This window comes from Cupriavidus sp. IK-TO18, from assembly GCF_015549295.1.
In the GTDB taxonomy this organism is placed as follows: domain Bacteria; phylum Pseudomonadota; class Gammaproteobacteria; order Burkholderiales; family Burkholderiaceae; genus Cupriavidus; species Cupriavidus oxalaticus_A.
Map to the genome: position 1 here is coordinate 25,479 of NZ_JADGMP010000045.1, position 17,903 is coordinate 43,381.

At 65.5% G+C, this 17,903-nt stretch carries 18 protein-coding genes; 5 read left to right on the top strand and 13 right to left on the bottom strand.

Annotation, left to right across the window (positions count from 1 at the left end):
- Positions 1-9: 9 nt before the first annotated feature.
- The 6 genes from hutH to IPF36_RS30775 all read right to left on the bottom strand — a co-directional run bounded on the left by hutH (position 10) and on the right by IPF36_RS30775 (position 6,388).
- The gene (hutH, locus tag IPF36_RS30750; RefSeq protein ID WP_133092202.1) at positions 10-1,584 is read right to left on the bottom strand and encodes a histidine ammonia-lyase; all 1,575 of its coding nucleotides are present in this window, start codon (positions 1,582-1,584) and stop codon (positions 10-12) included.
- Between the two features lie 63 nt (positions 1,585-1,647).
- Positions 1,648-2,406 carry a histidine utilization repressor gene (gene hutC, locus IPF36_RS30755; RefSeq protein WP_029046008.1) on the bottom strand — a complete coding sequence of 253 codons (759 nt, stop codon included), beginning with the start codon at positions 2,404-2,406 and terminating at the stop codon, positions 1,648-1,650.
- Positions 2,407-2,412: 6 nt separating this feature from the next.
- Entirely contained in the window at positions 2,413-3,192 is a 780-nt protein-coding gene (locus IPF36_RS30760) for an ABC transporter ATP-binding protein (RefSeq protein WP_133092203.1), read from the bottom strand.
- Positions 3,189-4,049 carry an ABC transporter permease gene (locus IPF36_RS30765; protein ID WP_133092204.1) on the bottom strand — a complete coding sequence of 287 codons (861 nt, stop codon included), beginning with the start codon at positions 4,047-4,049 and terminating at the stop codon, positions 3,189-3,191. The genes IPF36_RS30760 and IPF36_RS30765 overlap by 4 nt, the downstream gene beginning before the upstream one ends.
- A gap of 30 nt (positions 4,050-4,079) precedes the next feature.
- Positions 4,080-4,982 (bottom strand): ABC transporter substrate-binding protein, encoded by a 903-nt coding sequence (locus IPF36_RS30770; RefSeq protein ID WP_240746003.1) that lies wholly within the window; start codon positions 4,980-4,982, stop codon positions 4,080-4,082.
- A gap of 401 nt (positions 4,983-5,383) precedes the next feature.
- Entirely contained in the window at positions 5,384-6,388 is a 1,005-nt protein-coding gene (locus tag IPF36_RS30775; RefSeq protein ID WP_195431912.1) for an NAD-dependent epimerase/dehydratase family protein, read from the bottom strand.
- Positions 6,389-6,397: 9 nt separating this feature from the next.
- Here IPF36_RS30775 and IPF36_RS30780 point away from each other — a divergent pair, with 9 nt between their 5' ends.
- Both IPF36_RS30780 and IPF36_RS30785 read left to right on the top strand, forming a co-directional pair.
- Positions 6,398-7,465: a CDP-6-deoxy-delta-3,4-glucoseen reductase gene (locus IPF36_RS30780; RefSeq protein ID WP_135705864.1), complete on the top strand. Its 1,068-nt coding sequence runs from the start codon at positions 6,398-6,400 to the stop codon at positions 7,463-7,465.
- Between the two features lie 293 nt (positions 7,466-7,758).
- Positions 7,759-8,946 carry an acetylornithine transaminase gene (locus tag IPF36_RS30785; protein ID WP_133092207.1) on the top strand — a complete coding sequence of 396 codons (1,188 nt, stop codon included), beginning with the start codon at positions 7,759-7,761 and terminating at the stop codon, positions 8,944-8,946.
- 276 nt (positions 8,947-9,222) lie between these two features.
- On the opposite strand, the gene IPF36_RS30790 is transcribed toward IPF36_RS30785, so the two are convergent.
- The 7 genes from IPF36_RS30790 to IPF36_RS30820 form a co-directional block, all read right to left on the bottom strand.
- Positions 9,223-9,939, bottom strand: coding sequence for an ABC transporter ATP-binding protein (locus IPF36_RS30790; protein ID WP_195431914.1), 717 nt, complete (start codon positions 9,937-9,939; stop codon positions 9,223-9,225).
- 32 nt (positions 9,940-9,971) lie between these two features.
- Entirely contained in the window at positions 9,972-10,748 is a 777-nt protein-coding gene (locus IPF36_RS30795) for an ABC transporter ATP-binding protein (RefSeq protein WP_133092209.1), read from the bottom strand.
- A gap of 13 nt (positions 10,749-10,761) precedes the next feature.
- Positions 10,762-11,919, bottom strand: coding sequence for an ABC transporter ATP-binding protein (locus tag IPF36_RS30800; protein ID WP_133092210.1), 1,158 nt, complete (start codon positions 11,917-11,919; stop codon positions 10,762-10,764).
- Between the two features lie 13 nt (positions 11,920-11,932).
- A complete protein-coding gene (locus tag IPF36_RS30805; protein WP_135705865.1) occupies positions 11,933-12,868 on the bottom strand; it encodes a branched-chain amino acid ABC transporter permease in 936 nt (311 codons plus the stop codon).
- 216 nt (positions 12,869-13,084) lie between these two features.
- Positions 13,085-14,287, bottom strand: a complete 1,203-nt coding sequence (locus IPF36_RS30810; protein WP_133092212.1) for a branched-chain amino acid ABC transporter substrate-binding protein — start codon at positions 14,285-14,287, stop codon at positions 13,085-13,087.
- A 586-nt stretch (positions 14,288-14,873) separates the two neighbouring features.
- Positions 14,874-15,839, bottom strand: a complete 966-nt coding sequence (gene ispH, locus IPF36_RS30815) for a 4-hydroxy-3-methylbut-2-enyl diphosphate reductase (protein ID WP_133092213.1) — start codon at positions 15,837-15,839, stop codon at positions 14,874-14,876.
- 37 nt (positions 15,840-15,876) lie between these two features.
- Complete coding sequence (locus tag IPF36_RS30820) at positions 15,877-16,365, bottom strand: peptidylprolyl isomerase (protein WP_133092214.1); 489 nt, start codon at positions 16,363-16,365, stop codon at positions 15,877-15,879.
- Between the two features lie 119 nt (positions 16,366-16,484).
- On the opposite strand from IPF36_RS30820, the gene radC reads away from it, so the two are divergent.
- The 3 genes from radC (at position 16,485) to rpmG (ending at position 17,778) form a co-directional block, all read left to right on the top strand.
- Positions 16,485-17,171, top strand: coding sequence for a DNA repair protein RadC (gene radC, locus IPF36_RS30825; protein ID WP_133092215.1), 687 nt, complete (start codon positions 16,485-16,487; stop codon positions 17,169-17,171).
- A 189-nt stretch (positions 17,172-17,360) separates the two neighbouring features.
- A complete protein-coding gene (gene rpmB / locus IPF36_RS30830; protein WP_006575661.1) occupies positions 17,361-17,594 on the top strand; it encodes a 50S ribosomal protein L28 in 234 nt (77 codons plus the stop codon).
- Between the two features lie 13 nt (positions 17,595-17,607).
- A complete protein-coding gene (gene rpmG, locus IPF36_RS30835; protein ID WP_010814980.1) occupies positions 17,608-17,778 on the top strand; it encodes a 50S ribosomal protein L33 in 171 nt (56 codons plus the stop codon).
- Positions 17,779-17,903: the final 125 nt, after the last annotated feature.

A 17,903-nucleotide genomic window follows, 5' to 3' on the forward strand; every position in this document is an offset into this window, starting at 1 on the left:
GCGCTCCAATCAACCAGCGTTGGTCGGCAAGATTTCCCGAACCGCCTGCGGCCACCCCGCCCCCGCATCCCCCTGCACCACCCACTGCTTCATCGCTTCGATATCCGGCGCCAGGTAGCGGTCGCCTTCCACAAAATCCACCCGCGCACGGATACGTGCCAGTTCCTGCTCCACCAGCGGCGATGACTTCAACGGGCGGTGGAACTCGATACCCTGCGCCGCTGCCATCGCCTCGATGCCGACCACTACCGCGGTGTTGGCCGCCATGTCGCCCAGCCGGCGCGCGCCGTAGGTGGCCATCGACACATGGTCCTCCTGGTTGGCCGAGGTCGGCAGGCTGTCCACGCTGGACGGATGCGCCAGCGACTTGTTCTCCGAGGCCAGCGCGGCCGCGGTCACCTGCGCGATCATGAAGCCCGAGTTCAGGCCGCCGTCGCGCACCAGGAACGGCGGCAGGCCCGACAGGCCGGTATCGAGCAGCAGCGCCAGCCGGCGCTCGGAAATCGCACCGATCTCGGCGATCGCCAGCGCAATGATGTCGGCGGCAAAGGCCACCGGCTCGGCGTGGAAGTTGCCGCCGGAGACCACGTCGCCCTGCTCGGAAAACACCAGCGGGTTGTCCGACGCGGCATTGGCCTCGATCTGCAGGATGCGCGCGGCGTGCTGCAGGTTGTCCAGGCAAGCGCCCATCACCTGCGGCTGGCAACGGATCGAATACGGGTCCTGCACGCGGCCGCAGGTTTTGTGCGAATCGACGATCTCGCTGCCATCCAGCATCGCGCGCACGGCGCCGGCCACGGCGATCTGGCCGGCCTGGCCGCGGGCTTCATGGATGCGGGCGTCGAACGGCTTGACCGAGCCCTTGATCGCTTCCAGCGACAGGGCGCCCGCCACCAGGCCGGCGGCAAAGGTGTCTTCGGCGGCAAACAAGCCGGCCAGTGCCAGCGCGGTCGACACCTGCGTGCCGTTGAGCAGCGCCAGGCCTTCCTTCGGGCCCAGCTCGAACGCCTTCAGGCCGGCACGGGCCAGGCCCTCGGCTGCCGGCACGCGCTTGCCGTCGACCAGCACGTCGCCCACGCCGATCAGCGTGCACGACATATGCGCCAGCGGCGCCAGGTCGCCCGAGGCACCGACCGAACCCTTGGCCGGGATGCACGGCGTCACGCCGTGGTTGACCAGCGCCAGCAATGCCTCGATCAATTCCGGACGCACGCCGGAATGGCCGCGCGCCAGGCTGACCGCCTTGGTGGCCAGGATCAGGCGCACCGTATCCTCGGCCAGGTCCGGGCCGGTGCCGACGCTGTGCGACAGCACCAGGTTGCGCTGCAGCTGCGCCAGTTTGTCGTTGGGGATACGGGTCTGCGCCAGCTTGCCGAAGCCGGTATTGATGCCGTAGACCACGGCGTCGGCGTCGATGATGTCCTGCACGGTGGCCTGCGCGGCGCGCACGCCGGGCCAGGCGGAATCGGCCATGGCCACGCGCACTTCGCCGCGGTAGATGCGGCGCAGGTCGGCCAGGGTGACTTGGCCCGGCTGCAAGGTCAGCAGCGGGCGGGAGGCTTGGTCGTGTTGGCTCGCAGTCATTTGTATGTTCCTGTCTATACAGCTTAGGATAAAAATTGAAGCAATGGCTGACCCTCGCGCGGATCAGCCGAAAGCGGGATTGCCGTCGGCGCGGAATCGGCTGCCGAGGCGGTAACGGTTGCCCGGGTGCAGGCAACGAACGAATGTCACTGGCACGCCATTGGTCCAGGTGCGGCGGGTCAGCATCAGGCAAGGTTGCGTTGGCGGCATTTCCAGTTGCGCGGCCTGCTCCGGCGTGGCGGCAATGGCATCGACCACGTGCTCTACCTGATCGTAGGGCACGTGGCGCAACAGGTATTCGCCGGGCTGGGTCGCGCTGAAGTCCTGGCCGATGAAGTCCGGCGCCACGCGCGGGTTCACGTAGCGGTCTTCCAGCTGCACCGGCACGCCATCTTCGCGATGCACGCAGACCGAATGGAACACGGACTCTCCGGTGTGCAGCTCCAGCGCGGCCGCCACCTCGATCGACGCCGACACCCGCTCGACCAGGATCACGTCGCAGGCATAGTCATGCCCGCGCATGCGGATCTCGTCCTGCAGGTTGACCACCGACAGCAGCGTGGACTGCGGCTTGTGCTCGGCGACGAAGGTGCCGACGCCGGCGACGCGCACCACCCGCCCCTGCTCCGACAGCTCGCGCAGGGCCCGGTTGACGGTCATGCGCGAGACGCCGAAGCGGTTCACCAGTTCCTGCTCCGACGGCACCCGGTCGCCCGGCTGCCACGCGCCACTCTGGATCTGGCGGGCGATGTACTCCTTCACCTGCTGGTAGAGCGCGGTGGGAGAGGAAGCTGGGGTGGCGGAGCCGACGGCGTGGTTCATGGCGTTTCAGTGCTCGGCCGCGGCAATGGCCTCGGCGCGGATTTCCTCGGTCAGCCGCGCCTTGAGCGCGGAAAACTCCGGAGAGGTCTTGATCGTGTAATGGCGCGGATGCGGAAAATCGACCGCGATATCGCTCTTGATCCGGCCCGGCCTGGCGGAAAACACCGCCACCCGGTTGGCCATGAAAATGGCCTCGTCGATATCATGGGTCACGAATAATACCGTCTTGCGCGACGCTTCCCATATGCCGAGCAATAACTCCTGCATCAGCACGCGGGTCTGGTTGTCGAGCGCGCCGAACGGTTCGTCGAGCAGCAGGATCTTGGGATCGTTGGCCAGCGCCCGCGCGATCGCGGTGCGCTGCTGCATGCCCCCCGACAGCTGCTTCGGGTAATGGTGCTCGAATCCGCGCAGCCCCACGCGCTGGATAAAGAAGTCGCTGCGCTCCTTCTGCTCCGCCGCGCTCATGCCGCGCTCGCGCAGGCCGAAGCGCACGTTCTGCTCGATCGTCAGCCACGGGAACAGCGTGTACGACTGGAACACCATGCCGCGGTCGGCGCCCGGGTCGGAGACCGGCTGGCCGTCGAGCAGCACGCGGCCGGTGGAAGGCGTGTCCAGCCCGGCCACGATGCGCAGCAGCGTGGACTTGCCGCAGCCCGACGGGCCCAGGATGGTGACGAAGTCGTTATCGCGCACTTCGAAATCGACCGGCTGCAGCGCCAGCGTCTTCCCGCCGCGCGGGTTGGAGAAGGTACGCGAGACCTGCTGGATGGACAGTGCGCTCATTGGATCGAACTCCACGGGAACAGGCGCTGGTTGGCGCGCTTGAAGACAAGGTCGGAGACCAGGCCGATGCAGCCGATCACGATGATGCCGAAGATGATCTGCCCGGTATTGAGCAGCGCCTGGCTGTCGGTGATCATGTGCCCGATGCCCGACGACGAGCCGATCAGCTCGGCCACGATCACGTAGGTCCAGGCCCAGCCCAGCACCAGCCGCAGGATCTCGGCGATTTCCGGCGCGGCGCCCGGGATCAGCACGCGGCGCACGATGCCGGCGCTGTTGGCGCCGAGCGTGTAGGCGGCCTCGACCAGGTCCTTGCGCGCGCCGCCGACCGCCACCGCCACCATCAGCACGATCTGGAAGAACGAGCCGATAAAGATCACCAGCAGCTTCTGGGTCTCGCCGATGCCGGCCCACAGGATCAGCAGCGGGATGAAGGCCGACGCCGGCAGGTAGCGGCAGAACGAAACAAAGGGCTCGAAGAACGCCTCGGCCGCCTTGTACGCGCCCATGAAGATGCCCAGCGGCACCGCCAGCACCGCCGCCAGCACGAAGCCGCCTACAACGCGCCACACCGTCATGCCGATGTCGCCGATGAAGTTGTGCTCGGTGAACAGGATCAGACCCTCTTTGGCCATCGTCAGCGGATCGGCCAGGAACGTGCGCGGCACGAAGCCGCCCAGCGTCACCACGGCCCACACGCCGAAGAACAGCACGAAGAAAGACAGGCCCAGCATCCAGCGGGTATTGGGCTGCACCGGCACCAGCGGTGCCAGCCAGGGATGGCGCCGGCGCGCCGGTGCCGCCGGGGGGGCGGACACCGCTGCGGGCGCGTGGGAACCGATTCGGGCTTGCGTCATGACGTTCACGCCTCCTTGCGACTGCTCTGCTTACTTGAGGAAACGCGCGTCATACAACGCCGTCACGTCGGGCACCTGGCGGATCACGCCGATTTCCATCAGCACGCCCGCCGCTTCCTTGCTGAAGCTGGCGAGTTCGCCGGAGAAGAACTTCTTGTTGGCCTCGCGATCCTGCCAGCGCAGGTAGGCGGCCGACTTGGCGAACTGCTCGCCGGTCTGCTTGACTGCGGCACCCATGATTTCGTTAGCCTTCGCCGGCTCCTTCTGGATCATCTCGAGCGCCTCGAAGTAGCTGTCGACCAGCGCCTGCGCCGCCTTGGGGTTCTCCTTGAGCCACTTGGGCGCGCAGCCCAGCGTGTCGGTCACCATCGGGTAATCCAGCGTGGTCGCCAGGATCTTGCCCTTGTCCGGGTTCTGGCGGACGGTGGACAGGTAGGGCTCGTAGGTCATGGCGCCGTCGTTCTGGCCGGCCACGAACGCCTGCGCCGCCGCCTGCGGCGACAGCGTCGTGGTCTTGACGTCCTTCAGCGACATGCCGTTCTTCTTCAGCATCCAGGCCAGGCCGAAGTACGGCGCGGTGCCCGGCGCATCGACGCCAATGGTCTTGCCCTTCAGGTCGGCAAAGGTCTTGACGTCGCCGCGCACGGCCAGGCCGTCGGCGCCGTAGGACTTGTCGAGCTGCACGATCTGGGTGATCGGTACGCCGTTGGCGTTCCAGGCCACATGGGTCTCGACCGTGGTCGCCGCGCACTGGATCGCACCGGCGGCCAGCGCCAGGTGGCGGTCCTTCTGCGGGATCATCTTGATGTCGACCTCGACACCGTTCTTCTTGAAGATGCCTGCCTTGTCGGCCAGCGTCAGCGGCGCGAAGCCGGTCCAGCCGCTCATGCCGAGCGTGACCTTGGTGGTCTGCGCGTGGCCGGCGCCTGCCATGGTGACTGCCGCGGCAAACAGCGCGGCCTGCATTGCCTTGCGGCCACGAATCCTGCCTTGAATCCTGCCCTGCATGCGGCTTTCCATCCTCATCGAAACGCTCCTTTGGTGTGTCCGTCGACGGCAGGCCATGCTTGTGGCGCGCTCGTTTTCGGGCATTAAACAATGCCTGTATATACAAGTCAATGTAGGGCTTCCCCCGAGGGGTTAGACGTCACATCACCGCGGAAATCGGCTGGACGGCGCGGAGGCATCAACCACCACAACGGTGCTGCGGCTTGCCGTAGGTGCGGAAAGCACCACGTTGGCACGCCAGAAGTGTTGCTGTATAGACAGGATTGAAGTGACGCCAGGATGAGCAAACCCCGTGCCAGGGGCACGGGGCGCGACCGCGGGCGCGCTCAGGCGTCGAAGAAGGAAGCGACCGTGGGAAAGCGCAGCCGCAGCCGCAACTCGCGCTTCAGGCGGCGGTTGTCGAGCCGGCGCGACTCGCTCATGAAGCTCAGCAGCGTCGGCTCAATCACTTCACGCGCCTGGCCGCGCGTAATACGCGGGGGCCGCGGCAGGCCGCGCCGATCGGCAACGAGGTCGAAGTAGTCGGCCATACGCAGCTCGGTATCGTCGCTGGCATGGACCACCCGCTGCGGCCGGCCGCGGACCAGCGCGGCAACCATGATGCGAGCCAGGTCGTCGGCATGGATATGGCTGGTGTAGACGTCGTCCTGCGGCACCAGCGCGGGCGTGCCCCGCTTGAGCCGGGCCACCGGCAGCCGCTCGGCGGCATAGATGCCCGGGATGCGCACGATGCTGGTGCGCCAGCCGGCATCGCGGCCAAAGGCGCGCACCGCCCCCTCGGCGGCCACGCGGCGGCGCGCGCGCGCCGTCTGCGGCCGCACGGCATGAAATTCCGACACCCGCGCGCCCTGCCGGTCGCCGTAGACGCCCGAGGTGCTGGCGTAGACAAAGGCACGGCGGCGAAGGCCCCGGTCGGGTAGAATGGCGGGCTCGCCGCCAGGCGTGCCGCCCTGCCGCCAGGCCTTGCGGCGCAAGGCGGCGAGCAAGGCACGCGTACGCGGATCGCCCTCGCCCTGACCGGGCGGCGGCGCCAGGTCCAGCACCTGCGTGGCCAGCCCGCGCAGCCGCGCCAGCGTCACCGGCCGGTCCAGGTCCGCCACCAGCGGCACCGCACCGGCGGCGCGCAGTTCGGCGCGGCGCGCCGGCTGCGACGTGACGGCAAACACGCGCATGCGCGACGACAGGATTCGCAGGCAGCGCGTCCCCACATCCCCGCACCCGACGATCAACAGGCGCGGACGACCCAGCCGGCGGCTGGGGACCGGCAAAACTGGTAAAGCCGGCAGGAGCGGGAGGCGCGAGGGCTGCAGCATCGACTGAATTTGGCTCATAGACCGATTATGGCTTATCAAGTAACCGTCATGCCCAGTGGCCACAAGTTCGAAGTGGCCGCGGACGAAACCATCCTCGGCGCGGCCCTGCGCCACAGCATCGGCCTGCCCTACGGCTGCAAGAACGGCGCCTGCGGCTCGTGCAAGGGCCGCGTGCTGGAAGGCACCATCGTGCAGGGCGACCACGCCCCGGCCGCGCTGACCGCGCAGGAAAAGACCGAGGGCCGCGCGCTGTTCTGCTGCGCCAACGCGTCGTCCGACATTACCATCGAATGCCGCGAAGTCCACGGCGCCGGCGACATCCCGATCAAGAAGGTGCCGTGCCGCGTGACCTCGCTGGAGCGGCTGGCCGATGACGTGATCGCCATCAAGCTGCAGCTGCCCGCGACCGAGCGCATGCAGTACCTGGCCGGCCAGTACGTGGAATTTCTGCTGCGCGACGGCAAGCGCCGCAGCTATTCGATCGCCACGCCGCCGCACGAGGACGGTCCGATCGAACTGCATATCCGCCATATGCCGGGCGGCGCCTTCACCGACTATGTCTTCGGCGCCAAGGAAGGTGCCCCGGCGATGAAGGAACGCGACATCCTGCGCTTCGAAGGCCCGCTGGGCAGCTTCTTCCTGCGCGAGGAATCGACCGCCCCGATCATCCTGCTGGCTTCCGGCACCGGCTTCGCCCCGATCAAGGCCATCGTCGAGCATGCCGCCTACACCGGCATCACGCGCCCGATGACGCTGTACTGGGGCGGCCGCCGGCCCAAGGACCTGTACATGCACGCGCTGGCCGAGCAATGGGCGCGCGACCTGCCCAACTTCAGGTACGTGCCGGTGGTATCCGACGCGCTGCCCGAAGACAATTGGCAGGGCCGCACGGGCTTCGTCCACCAGGCGGTGATCGCCGACCATCCCGACATGTCGGGCCACGAGGTCTACGCCTGCGGCGCGCCGGTGATGATCAACGCCGCGCGCGGCGACTTCACCCGCCAGTGCAAGCTGCACGAAGACGCGTTCTTCGCCGACTCGTTCACCTCCGAGGCCGACATGCACCCGGCCACGCCGGCAGCACCCGCTGCCTGACCCGCCCGGGCCGGCACGCCGTTCCGCCAGCGCAACAATGCCCGGGTCCGCCAAAATTGGTTTTGACACCCGGGCCCATGCGCCTTATATTTGCCCGCATGCATACGACCTTCAACCGACGCCGCAGCTTCCGTACGTCGCTCCCCGCTGGGGTGCCACGCGGCTGACCGTCGACTGCGTCTGTTCAGGTCAACGAGCCACGGGCAACCCCCGTGGCTTTTTGTTTTTCCGCGCTTTTCCGCTTTTTTCCTGCTTGTCCGTCCATCGTTTAAAGCCGACCCCTGGAGTCCGCCATGGCATTTGCTGAGTTTCCCGTCCAATCCCTGATGTACATCACCAACCGGCCCGAGCTCGTCTTCACCGAAGGCAAGGGCTCCTGGCTGACGGACCACAACGGCAAGCGATACCTGGACTTTGTGCAGGGCTGGGCGGTCAACTGCCTGGGCCACTCCAACCAGGGCATGATCGACGCGCTGGTCGAGCAGTCGAAGAAGATCATCAACCCGAGCCCGGCCTTCTACAACGAGCCGATGCTGCGCCTGGCCAAACAGCTGACCGATAACAGCTGCTTCGACAAAGTCTTCTTCGCCAACAGCGGCGCCGAAGCCAACGAAGGTGCGATCAAGCTGGCGCGCAAATGGGGCCGCAAGCACAAGAACGGCGCCTACGAGATCATCACCATGGACCACAGCTTCCATGGCCGCACGCTCGCCACCATGAGCGCGTCGGGCAAGGCCGGCTGGGACACCATCTTCGCGCCGCAGGTGCCGGGCTTCCCCAAGGCCGAGCTGAACGACCTGGCCTCGGTCGAGAAGCTGATCACCGACAAGACCGTCGGCATCATGCTGGAACCGGTGCAGGGCGAAGGCGGCGTGATCCCCGCCACGCGCGAGTTCATGCAGGGCCTGCGCGCACTGGCCGACAAGCACAGGCTGCTGTTCATCGTCGATGAAGTGCAGGCCGGCTGCGGCCGCTGCGGCACGCTGTTCGCGTACGAGCTGTCGGGCGTCGAGCCGGACATCATGACGCTGGGCAAGGGCATCGGCGGCGGCGTGCCGCTGTCTGCGCTGCTGTGCAAGGCCGAAGTCGCCAGCTTCGAGGCCGGCGACCAGGGCGGCACCTACAACGGCAACCCGCTGATGACCGCGGTGGGCAGCGCAGTGATCGAGCAGCTGACCGCGCCGGGTTTCCTGGATGACGTCAAGGCCAAGGGCGAATACCTGAAGGAGCAGCTGCTGGCGCTGTCGGCCGAGTTCGGCCTGGGCGGCGAGCGTGGCGAAGGCCTGCTGCGCGCCCTGCTGCTGGACAAGGACATCGGCCCGCAACTGGTGGAAGAAGCCCGCGACATGGATCCGCAAGGCCTGCTGCTGAACGCGCCGCGCGCCAACCTGCTGCGCTTCATGCCGGCGCTGAACGTCACGCGCGAAGAGATCGACCAGATGATCGGCATGCTGCGCACGCTGCTGAAGAAGCTGGCCTGACAAAAAAGCCTCGCGTAAGCGAGGCGTGAGGGCTGCTGCAAACCTTGCACACTGGCAGGTTTGCTCCCCTCTCCCGCTTGCGGGAGAGGGGCCGGGGGTGAGGGCAGGAGCGTCAAAAGCTGATGCTCGCGGGTTTAGAACCGTTGGCTTCGCTCGGCGTGGTGCCTTGCTAGCCCGCCCCTCACCCCAACCCTCTCCCCATGAGGGGGAACACCTTGTTTAGGCCAGTTCGAGCGGCTTGGGAGCACCCAAAACCACTCGACCTTGCCGACGCCTTTACTCGCCCAGGTAGGCGGCCCGCACCTTGGGATCGTCCAGCATCTGCTTGGCGTCACCGCTCATGGTGATCAGCCCGGACTCCATCACGTAGCCGCGGTGCGCTGCCTGCAGCGCCAGGCGCGCGTTCTGCTCGACCAGCAGCACGGTCACGCCCTGCGCCGAGATATCGCGCACGACCTCGAAGATCTTGTCGACCATGATCGGCGACAAGCCCATCGACGGCTCGTCCAGCAGCAGCACCTTGGGCTGGCTCATCAGCGCGCGCGCCATCGCCAGCATCTGCTGCTCACCGCCGGACATGGTGCCCGCCAACTGGTTGGCGCGTTCCTTCAGGCGCGGGAAGATGCCGAACATGCGGTCGACGTCGGCCTTGATGCCGGCCTCGTCGTTGCGCGTGTAGGCGCCCATCTGCAGGTTCTCGGTGATGGTCATGCGCGCGAACACGCCGCGGCCTTCCGGCACCATCGCCAGCCCCTGCTTGAGCAGCGTGTAGCTGGGCACGCCCTTGATCGACTTGCCCATGTACTCCACGTCGCCGCCGGCCCAGCCCTGCAGGCCGGTGATGGCCTTCATGGTGGTGGTCTTGCCGGCGCCGTTGGCGCCGATCAGCGTGACCAGTTCGCCGTCCTGGATTTCCAGGTCGATGCCCTTGACGGCCTGGATGCCGCCGTACGCGACCTTCAGGCCGGAGATCTTCAGTACTGTCTGTTTCATTGCTGGCTGTGTCATTGCTTTCCCTCCCGCCATCAGTGCGCCGAGGTGCCGAGGTATGCCTCGATCACCGCGGGGTTGTTCTGCACCTCGTGCGGCAGGCCCTGGGCAATCACCTTGCCATAGTCCAGCACGGTCAGGCGGTTGCACAGGCCCATCACCAGCTTCACGTCGTGCTCGATCAGCAGGATGGTCTTGCCGTCGTTCTTGATCTTGTCGAGCAGGCCACGCAGCTCTACCTTCTCGGTCGCGTTCATGCCCGCGGCCGGCTCGTCCAGCGCCAGCAGCTTGGGCTCGGTCGCCAGCGCGCGGGCGATCTCCAGCCGGCGCTGGTGGCCGTACGACAGGTTGCGCGCGGTGAAGTTGGCGTACTTGCCGATGCCAACGTAGTCGAGCAGGTCATGCGCCATGTCCTCGATGCCCTCTTCCTCGCGGCGCACCGAAGGCGGCCGGAAGATCGCACCGAACAGCCCGGCCTTGGAGCGCACGTGCCGCCCCACCATCACGTTTTCCAGCGCGGTCATCTCGCCGAACAGGCGGATGTTCTGGAACGTGCGCGCGATGCCGGCCTTGGCCACCTCATGCACGGCGGTCGGCTGGTAGGGCTTGCCGCCCAGCACGAACTCGCCCGAATCCGGCGTGTACAGCCCGGTAATCACGTTGAAGAAGGTGGTCTTGCCGGCGCCGTTGGGGCCGATCAGGCCATAGATCTCGCCCGGCTTGATCTGCAGGCCCACCTCGGACAGTGCCTGCAGGCCGCCGAATCGCTTGTTGACCCCCTGTACCGACAGGAGGAAATCGTTGTTGCTCATGTTGTCCTCCTGGTCAGAAACGGCCCACGCTGCCCGCACGGCGCACCACCGGGCGGTCTTCCTTGCGCGGCGACGGCCAGATGCCTGCCGGGCGGTACAGCATGACGCCAACCAGGGCCAGGCCGAACAGCAGCTGGCGCAGGACTTCGGCATCCACAATCACATGGCCGAACAAGCCGGTCTGCATCGGCTCCGCCACCACGCGCAGCAGCTCCTGGAAGCCCACCAGCAGGACGCCGCCCAGGATCACGCCCGGGATATGGCCCATGCCGCCGAGCACCACGATGGCCAGCACGTAGATCGATTCCCACAGCGTGAACGATTCCGGCGACACGAAGCCCTGGAACGCGCCGAACACCGCGCCAGAGGCGCCGCCGAACGACGCGCCCATGGCAAAGGCCAGCAGCTTGATATTGCGGGTGTTGATGCCCATTGCCTTGGCGGCGATCTCGTCCTCGCGGATAGCGACGAAGGCCCGGCCGATGCGCGAGGTCTGCAAACGCAGGCACACGAACACGATCACGATGACCAGGAACACCAGCAGGTAGTAGTACATGAACACCGGCGTGAACTTCAGCCCGAAGATCTCGTGCGACTTGGAGAAGTCGAAGCCGAAGATATGGACCGGGTCCACCGCGGTGATGCCCTTGGGCCCGTTGGTGATGTTCACCGGACGGTCCAGGTTGTTCATGAAGATGCGGATGATTTCGCCGAAGCCCAGCGTCACGATGGCGAGGTAGTCGCCGCGCAGTTTCAGCGTCGGCGCCCCCAGCAGCACGCCGAACGTGGCGGCCACCAGGATCGCGATCGGCAACACGAACCACATCGACAAATGGATGCCGGTAGGGAACAGCTGGTGGATCCACTCGAACTGGTTCGCCAGGTGCGGCGAGCCGAGCAAAGCCATCAGGTAGGCGCCGACCGCGTAGAACGCGATATAGCCCAGGTCAAGCAGGCCGGCAAAGCCCACCACGATGTTCAGGCCCAGCGCCAGCATGATGTACAGCAGCGCAAAGTCCAGCACGCGGACCCAGTAGTTGCCGCCCAGGGTCTGGACGATGAACGGTGCGCACAGCGCGACCACCAGGAAGCCGATCAGCGCGGCCAGGGTCTTGGCCGGCACCTTCGTCGGAGCCGCGACGGCGGCCGTGGATGGAATCGGGGTATTCATGGATTCGCTCTCCTCAGGCGCGGTCCGCCACGCGTTCGCCCATGATGCCGGACGGACGGAAGACGAGCACAGTGATCAGTACGATGAAGGCGAAGACGTCCTGGTAGTTCGAGCCGAACACACCACCGGTCAGGTCGCCGATATAGCCGGCACCCAGCGCCTCGATCAGGCCCAGCAGCATGCCGCCGACCATCGCGCCGGCAAGGTTGCCGATGCCGCCCAGCACCGCGGCGGTGAACGCCTTCAGGCCCGGGATGAAGCCCATGTAGAAGTGGGCGTTGCCGTAGTTGGTGGCCATCATCACGCCGGCCAGCGCCGCCAGCGTGGCGCCGATCATGAAGGTGGCGGAGATGACAAAATTGGGGTTCACGCCCATCAGGCCGGCCACCTTCTGGTTCTCGGCGGTGGCGCGCATGGCGCGGCCGAGCTTGGTGCGGTTCACCAGTGCCAGCAGGCCCGACATCACCATCACGGCCAGGCCGATGATGACCATTTCCTTTCCGGTGATGGTGGCGCCGGTTCCACCGATATCAATCGGCTCCGACGGCAGCAGTTGCGGGAAGGTCAGCGGGTTGCGCGACCAGATCAGCATGCCCATCGTCTGCAGGATGATGGACACGCCGATCGCGGTAATCAGCGGGGCCAGCCGTGGCGCATTGCGCAAGGGCCGGTAAGCGATTCGCTCGATCGAGTAAGACAGTATTGCGCAGACCGGCATCGCGACCAGGGTCGCAATGACCAGCGTCAGCCATTCGGGCAAGCCGGGGGCGAACTTCTGCAGGCCAAGAATCGCTGACAGGGCGGTCAGCGCGCCGATCATCAGGACATCGCCGTGGGCGAAGTTGATGATCCCCAGAATGCCGTAGACCATGGTGTAGCCCAGTGCGATCAGCGCATAGATGCTGCCGAGCACCAGACCGTTCACGATCTGCTGGATAAGGATATCCATGAAAACTCCTGCTTCAGTCCCTTACCTGACGGCATGGTGTGGATGCCGGGGGAGGGACATTGATGTGGTGATGGGTAAGGTTGCCGAGGTTGCGTTGCTGGTAAGCGGCCCGCCATGCTCCATCCAGGGTAAGGATGCTTCTACATTAGGCGAGGCTAAAAAGAACGGCACCGCAAAATACTCACGGTGCCGTTCGGATGGGCCGGTAAGCCCTGATTACATCTTCACGACATCAAGGACGGACTTCTTCTTGTCCTTGTACTCGTACAGCGTGATGGTGCCTTCCTTCATGTCGCCCTTCTCGTCGAAGGCGATGTTGCCGATCACGCCCTTGTAGTTGGTCTTGGGCATTTCGGCCAGGATGGCAGCCGGTTCGGTCGAGTTGGCGCGCTTCATGGCGTCGACGATGACCATCACCGCGTCATAGGTGAACGGCGCGTAGATCTGCACCGGCGCGTTGAAGCGTGCCTGGTAGCGCTTGGAGAAGTCCGCGCCCTGCTCCATCTTCGACAGGGCCAGGCCGGCCTCGGAGCAGATGATGTTGGTCACGGCATCGCCGGCCAGCTCGGCCACCTTGTCGGTACAGACGCCGTCGCCGCCGACGATCTTGGCGCCGATGCCCAGTTCCTTGGCTTGCTTGGCGAACGGGCCGCCGGTGGCGTCCATGCCGCCGTACATGATCACGTCAGGCTTCTTGCCCTTGATCTTGGTGAGAATGGCCTTGAAGTCGGTAGCCTTGTCGTTGGTGGCCTCGCGTGCCACCACGTTCACGCCGGCCGCCTTGGCGGTCTTCTCGAACTCGTCGGCCAGGCCCTTGCCGTAGGCGGTGGCGTCGTCGACGATCGCCACGCTCTTGGCATGGAGGGTCTTGCTGGCATAGTTGGCCAGTGCCGGGCCCTGCTGTGCGTCGGTGGCCACCACGCGATAGGTGGTCTTGAAGCCCTGCTTGGTGTAGTCCGGGTTGGTGGACGACGGCGAGATCTGCACGATGCCGGCATCGCTATAGATCTTGGAGGCCGGGATCGACGTGCCCGAGTTCAGGTGGCCGACCACGGCCACGACCTTGGCGTCGACCAGCTTCTGTGCCACCGAGGTGCCAGTCTTCGGATCGGCGGCATCGTCTTCGCCGACCAGTTCCAGCTTGATCTTCTTGCCACCGACCTCGAGGCCGGCCTTGTTGACTTCTTCCACGGCCAGGCGGGCGCCGTTTTCGTTGTCCTTGCCAAGGTGCGCGATACCGCCGGTCAGCGGGGCCGCGTGGCCGATCTTGACGACGGTCTCGCCACCGCCCGCGGCAGGGGCTGCTGCGGCCGGCGCCGAAGAGGCCGCATCCGCCGGCTTCTCTTCCTTCTTGCCGCAAGCTGCTACCAGCGCCACTGCGGCCGCGATCGGCAGAATCTTGGCAAACGTGATTTGCATGAGTGATCTCCTAGGATTCACAAAAACAGGGATTTGCAACGCCTCCCGGACGTTTCCCTGGACCGCCTTTGTTTAGTTTCAATTTGAAACGCGCGCATTGTATCCCCTTTCTTTGCAGATGCAATACGCGACGCAACAAGTCGACCGATTTACCCTGCAAATGAGCTAGGGAATTTCCCCAATGCACAAATTGGGGCAATTCCCACTCACATGGCGGGGCCGTCCCACATACTTACAAGAATCGTGCCTGCACCGCCTGGCGGGCGGCATTAGGCGCGGGCTGCGCCACTATAATAGGCCTTAATTAATTAGGCATTTCATTTCAAATGCGGCGCACCAATCTCTAATGTGCAGAATGTAGCGCCGCACCATAATAGGGAAAACCCCAGTTACGGGGATTACCCCTATTTGTCTGTTCGCCAAACACGCGGGTTATACATGCACCGATCGCATTGCACCGATAATGTGCATTGCGCGTCATAAGCCCATGAATCGCGACCGCGCAGGCAAGCGCAAAAAAAAAAGCGCCGCATTGCGCGGCGCTTTTGTCATCGGCGTATCGAGATGCGGGCCGGCCCGCTGCCGTTCAGGCGGCGACGCTGGCCGGCATCAAGCCGCGCGGCAGCGGGAACGCCATGTTTTCCTCGATGCCCTCCAGTGCCCGCACCTGGCGCGCACCGAGCGCGCGCAGGCGATCGACGATCGACTGCGCCAGCGCCTCGGGCGCCGAGGCCCCGGCGGTCAGGCCGATGCGGCGCTTGCCGGCGATCCATTCCGGGCGCACCTGCTCCGGCGCATCGACCATATAGGCCGGCACGCCCAGGCGCTGCGCCAGTTCGCGCAGGCGGTTGGAGTTGGAGCTGTTGGGGCTGCCGACCACGATCACCACCTCGACCTGCGGCGCCATGAACTTGACCGCGTCCTGGCGGTTCTGCGTGGCATAGCAGATATCCTGCTTCTTCGGCTCTCGGATCTGCGGATAGCGCGCCTTCAGCGCGGCGACGATCTCGCGGGTCTCGTCCACCGACAGCGTGGTCTGGGTCACGAAGGCAAGCCGCGCCGGGTCCGCGATCTGCAGCCTGGCGACGTCGTCGGCCGTCTCGACCAGCACCATGCCGCTGTTGGCCTGGCCCATGGTGCCTTCGACCTCCGGGTGGCCGCGATGGCCGATCATTACGATCTCGCAGCCTTCCGCGCGCATCTTGCTGACTTCGACATGCACCTTGGTCACCAGCGGGCAGGTTGCGTCGAACACGTGCAGGCCGCGCTTGGCGGCGTCCTCGCGCACTTCGCGCGACACGCCGTGCGCACTGAAGATGACGGTGGCGCCGGCGGGCACCTCGTCCAGCTCGCGCACGAACACCGCGCCCTTGCTGCGCAGGTCCGCCACCACGTAGGCGTTGTGCACGATTTCATGGCGCACGTAGATCGGCGCGCCGAAGCGCGCGAGCGCGCGCTCGACGATCTCGATGGCACGATCCACGCCTGCGCAGAAGCCGCGCGGCTGGGCCATCAGGATCTCGGCGTCGGGTGCGGTGGTCAGGTCAGGCATGCTGCGTATCTGGACAGGAGTCGGCACGTTGGCGCAATCAGAGGATGCCGATCAGCTGCACGTCGAACAGGATGGTCTGCCCGGCCAGCGGATGGTTGAAGTCGAACAGCGCCGCGGTCTCGCCGATTTCCTTCAGCACGCCCGCGTACTTGCCGCCGCCGGGCGCGTTGAACTCGACCAGGTCGCCCGGGCTGTAGTCTTCCTCGAACGAGCTGTTCTCGCGCAGCGTGGCCAGCGACACCCACTGCAGCAGTTCGGGATTGCGCGGCCCGAACGCGTGCTCCGGAGCGAGACGGTAAGTCATGCGCTCGCCTTCCGGCATGCCCAGCAGCGCCTGCTCCAGCGTGGGCGCGAGCTGGCCCTGGCCGAGCAGCAGCGTGGCGGGCTTGTCGTCGAAGGTGCTGACGACCTCGGTGCCGTTCTCTAGCGAGATGCTGTAGTGCAGGGTCAGGAAAGAGTCGGCCAGGACAGTCTTGCGGCCAGCCGTGCCGCCGTCGGCTTCCGACGCGAAAGTTTGCAAATTCATGGGTGATCAACCGAGGAACAACCCGTATTGTATTCGACTGGCCCATCGCTCGCCGTGCCGAAGCGTATACCCCTTCTACCCTTCCAGTCTCCGGCCGGCGGTCCAAACCCTGAACGCCCATGACCATAGCCAATTGGCCCGCCTGCGAGCGGCCGCGCGAAAAACTGCTGGAATGCGGCGCCGCCGCCCTGTCAGACGCCGAACTGCTGGCGGTGTTCCTGCGCATCGGCGCGGCTGGCAAAAGTGCCGTCGACCTCGCCCGCGAGCTGTTGCACCGCTTCGGCTCGCTGACCGCCCTGTTCGCGTCCGAACCCGGCGCGCTGGCTGGCATCAAGGGCATGGGCGTTGCCAAATACGCACAGCTGCAGGCCATCCCCGAACTGGCGCGCCGCGCGCTGGCCGAATCCCTAAGGCTGCCGACCGGCTTCGACTCGCGCGCGGCGGTGCACAACTACCTGCGCCTGACGCTGGCATCGCTGCCGCACGAAGTCTTCCTGTGCCTGTTCCTCGATCCGCGCAACCGCATGATTGCCTGCGAAGAACTGTTCCGGGGCACCCTGACGCGCACTGCGGTGTATCCGCGCGAGGTCGCGCGCCAGGCGCTGGTGCATAATGCGGCGGGCGTGATCGTGGCGCACAACCATCCTTCCGGCACCACCGCGCCCAGCCAGAGCGACGTGCACCTGACTCGCGAGCTGGCAAGGACGCTCGAACTCATCGACGTGCATCTGCTCGACCATTTCATCGTGGCCGGCCAGGAAATCCGTTCGCTGGCTGACGGTTGCGAATGCCTGCCGGGACTGTGACGCCTGCGGCACAGTGCTGGACGAGACACAACACATGCTGCCGTCATCGTACGGCAGGCATTGATTCGCCGGAGGATTCCGGTCTATAATTTACGTTTCACTGAAGTCCCAACCGCTGCAGTCCGGGCCCGCGCGCCTTTTGTTGATCTGTTGCGAACATTGTCCACGAATAAGATTTAGGAGTGCTTCATGGCACGCGTCTGTCAAGTGACCGGGAAAGCGCCGATGGTCGGCAACAACGTTTCCCACGCAAACAACAAGACCAAGCGCCGTTTTCTGCCCAACCTGCAGAATCGTCGTTTCTTCGTTGAATCCGAAAACCGCTGGGTGAGCCTGCGCGTCTCGAACGCCGGCCTGCGCCTGATCGACAAGAAAGGCATCGACTCCGTGCTCGCAGACCTGCGCGCACGCGGCGAAGTCTAATTAGGAGCACATCATGGCAAGCAAGGGCGGCCGCGACAAGATCAAGCTGGAATCGACCGCAGGCACGGGTCACTTCTACACCACGACCAAGAACAAGCGCACCATGCCGGAGAAGATGGAGATCATGAAGTTCGATCCCGTCGCTCGCAAGCACGTCGCTTACAAGGAAACCAAGATCAAGTAATTGATCCGGTATCCCGACAAGAAGCCCCGCCCGGTTGCGGGGCTTTTTGTTGCCCACTCGTTCTGCTTACGGCGCTCCACGCGCGACGTTGGCGCCCGCAGAAGGCAGGAAGCGCGCCGTTCGGC

Excerpts from the sequence above, each read along its gene's own strand:
- hutH (WP_133092202.1), bottom strand. The coding sequence starts at position 1,584 with ATGACTGCGAGCCAACACGACCAAGCCTCCCGCCCGCTGCTGACCTTG.
- hutC (WP_029046008.1), bottom strand. The coding sequence starts at position 2,406 with ATGAACCACGCCGTCGGCTCCGCCACCCCAGCTTCCTCTCCCACCGCG.
- IPF36_RS30760 (WP_133092203.1), bottom strand. The coding sequence starts at position 3,192 with ATGAGCGCACTGTCCATCCAGCAGGTCTCGCGTACCTTCTCCAACCCG.
- IPF36_RS30765 (WP_133092204.1), bottom strand. The coding sequence starts at position 4,049 with ATGACGCAAGCCCGAATCGGTTCCCACGCGCCCGCAGCGGTGTCCGCC.
- IPF36_RS30770 (WP_240746003.1), bottom strand. The coding sequence starts at position 4,982 with ATGGCAGGCGCCGGCCACGCGCAGACCACCAAGGTCACGCTCGGCATG.
- IPF36_RS30775 (WP_195431912.1), bottom strand. The coding sequence starts at position 6,388 with ATGAGCCAAATTCAGTCGATGCTGCAGCCCTCGCGCCTCCCGCTCCTG.
- IPF36_RS30780 (WP_135705864.1), top strand. The coding sequence starts at position 6,398 with ATGGCTTATCAAGTAACCGTCATGCCCAGTGGCCACAAGTTCGAAGTG.
- IPF36_RS30785 (WP_133092207.1), top strand. The coding sequence starts at position 7,759 with ATGGCATTTGCTGAGTTTCCCGTCCAATCCCTGATGTACATCACCAAC.
- IPF36_RS30790 (WP_195431914.1), bottom strand. The coding sequence starts at position 9,939 with ATGAAACAGACAGTACTGAAGATCTCCGGCCTGAAGGTCGCGTACGGC.
- IPF36_RS30795 (WP_133092209.1), bottom strand. The coding sequence starts at position 10,748 with ATGAGCAACAACGATTTCCTCCTGTCGGTACAGGGGGTCAACAAGCGA.
- IPF36_RS30800 (WP_133092210.1), bottom strand. The coding sequence starts at position 11,919 with ATGAATACCCCGATTCCATCCACGGCCGCCGTCGCGGCTCCGACGAAG.
- IPF36_RS30805 (WP_135705865.1), bottom strand. The coding sequence starts at position 12,868 with ATGGATATCCTTATCCAGCAGATCGTGAACGGTCTGGTGCTCGGCAGC.
- IPF36_RS30810 (WP_133092212.1), bottom strand. The coding sequence starts at position 14,287 with ATGCAAATCACGTTTGCCAAGATTCTGCCGATCGCGGCCGCAGTGGCG.
- ispH (WP_133092213.1), bottom strand. The coding sequence starts at position 15,839 with ATGCCTGACCTGACCACCGCACCCGACGCCGAGATCCTGATGGCCCAG.
- IPF36_RS30820 (WP_133092214.1), bottom strand. The coding sequence starts at position 16,365 with ATGAATTTGCAAACTTTCGCGTCGGAAGCCGACGGCGGCACGGCTGGC.
- radC (WP_133092215.1), top strand. The coding sequence starts at position 16,485 with ATGACCATAGCCAATTGGCCCGCCTGCGAGCGGCCGCGCGAAAAACTG.
- rpmB (WP_006575661.1), top strand. The coding sequence starts at position 17,361 with ATGGCACGCGTCTGTCAAGTGACCGGGAAAGCGCCGATGGTCGGCAAC.
- rpmG (WP_010814980.1), top strand. The coding sequence starts at position 17,608 with ATGGCAAGCAAGGGCGGCCGCGACAAGATCAAGCTGGAATCGACCGCA.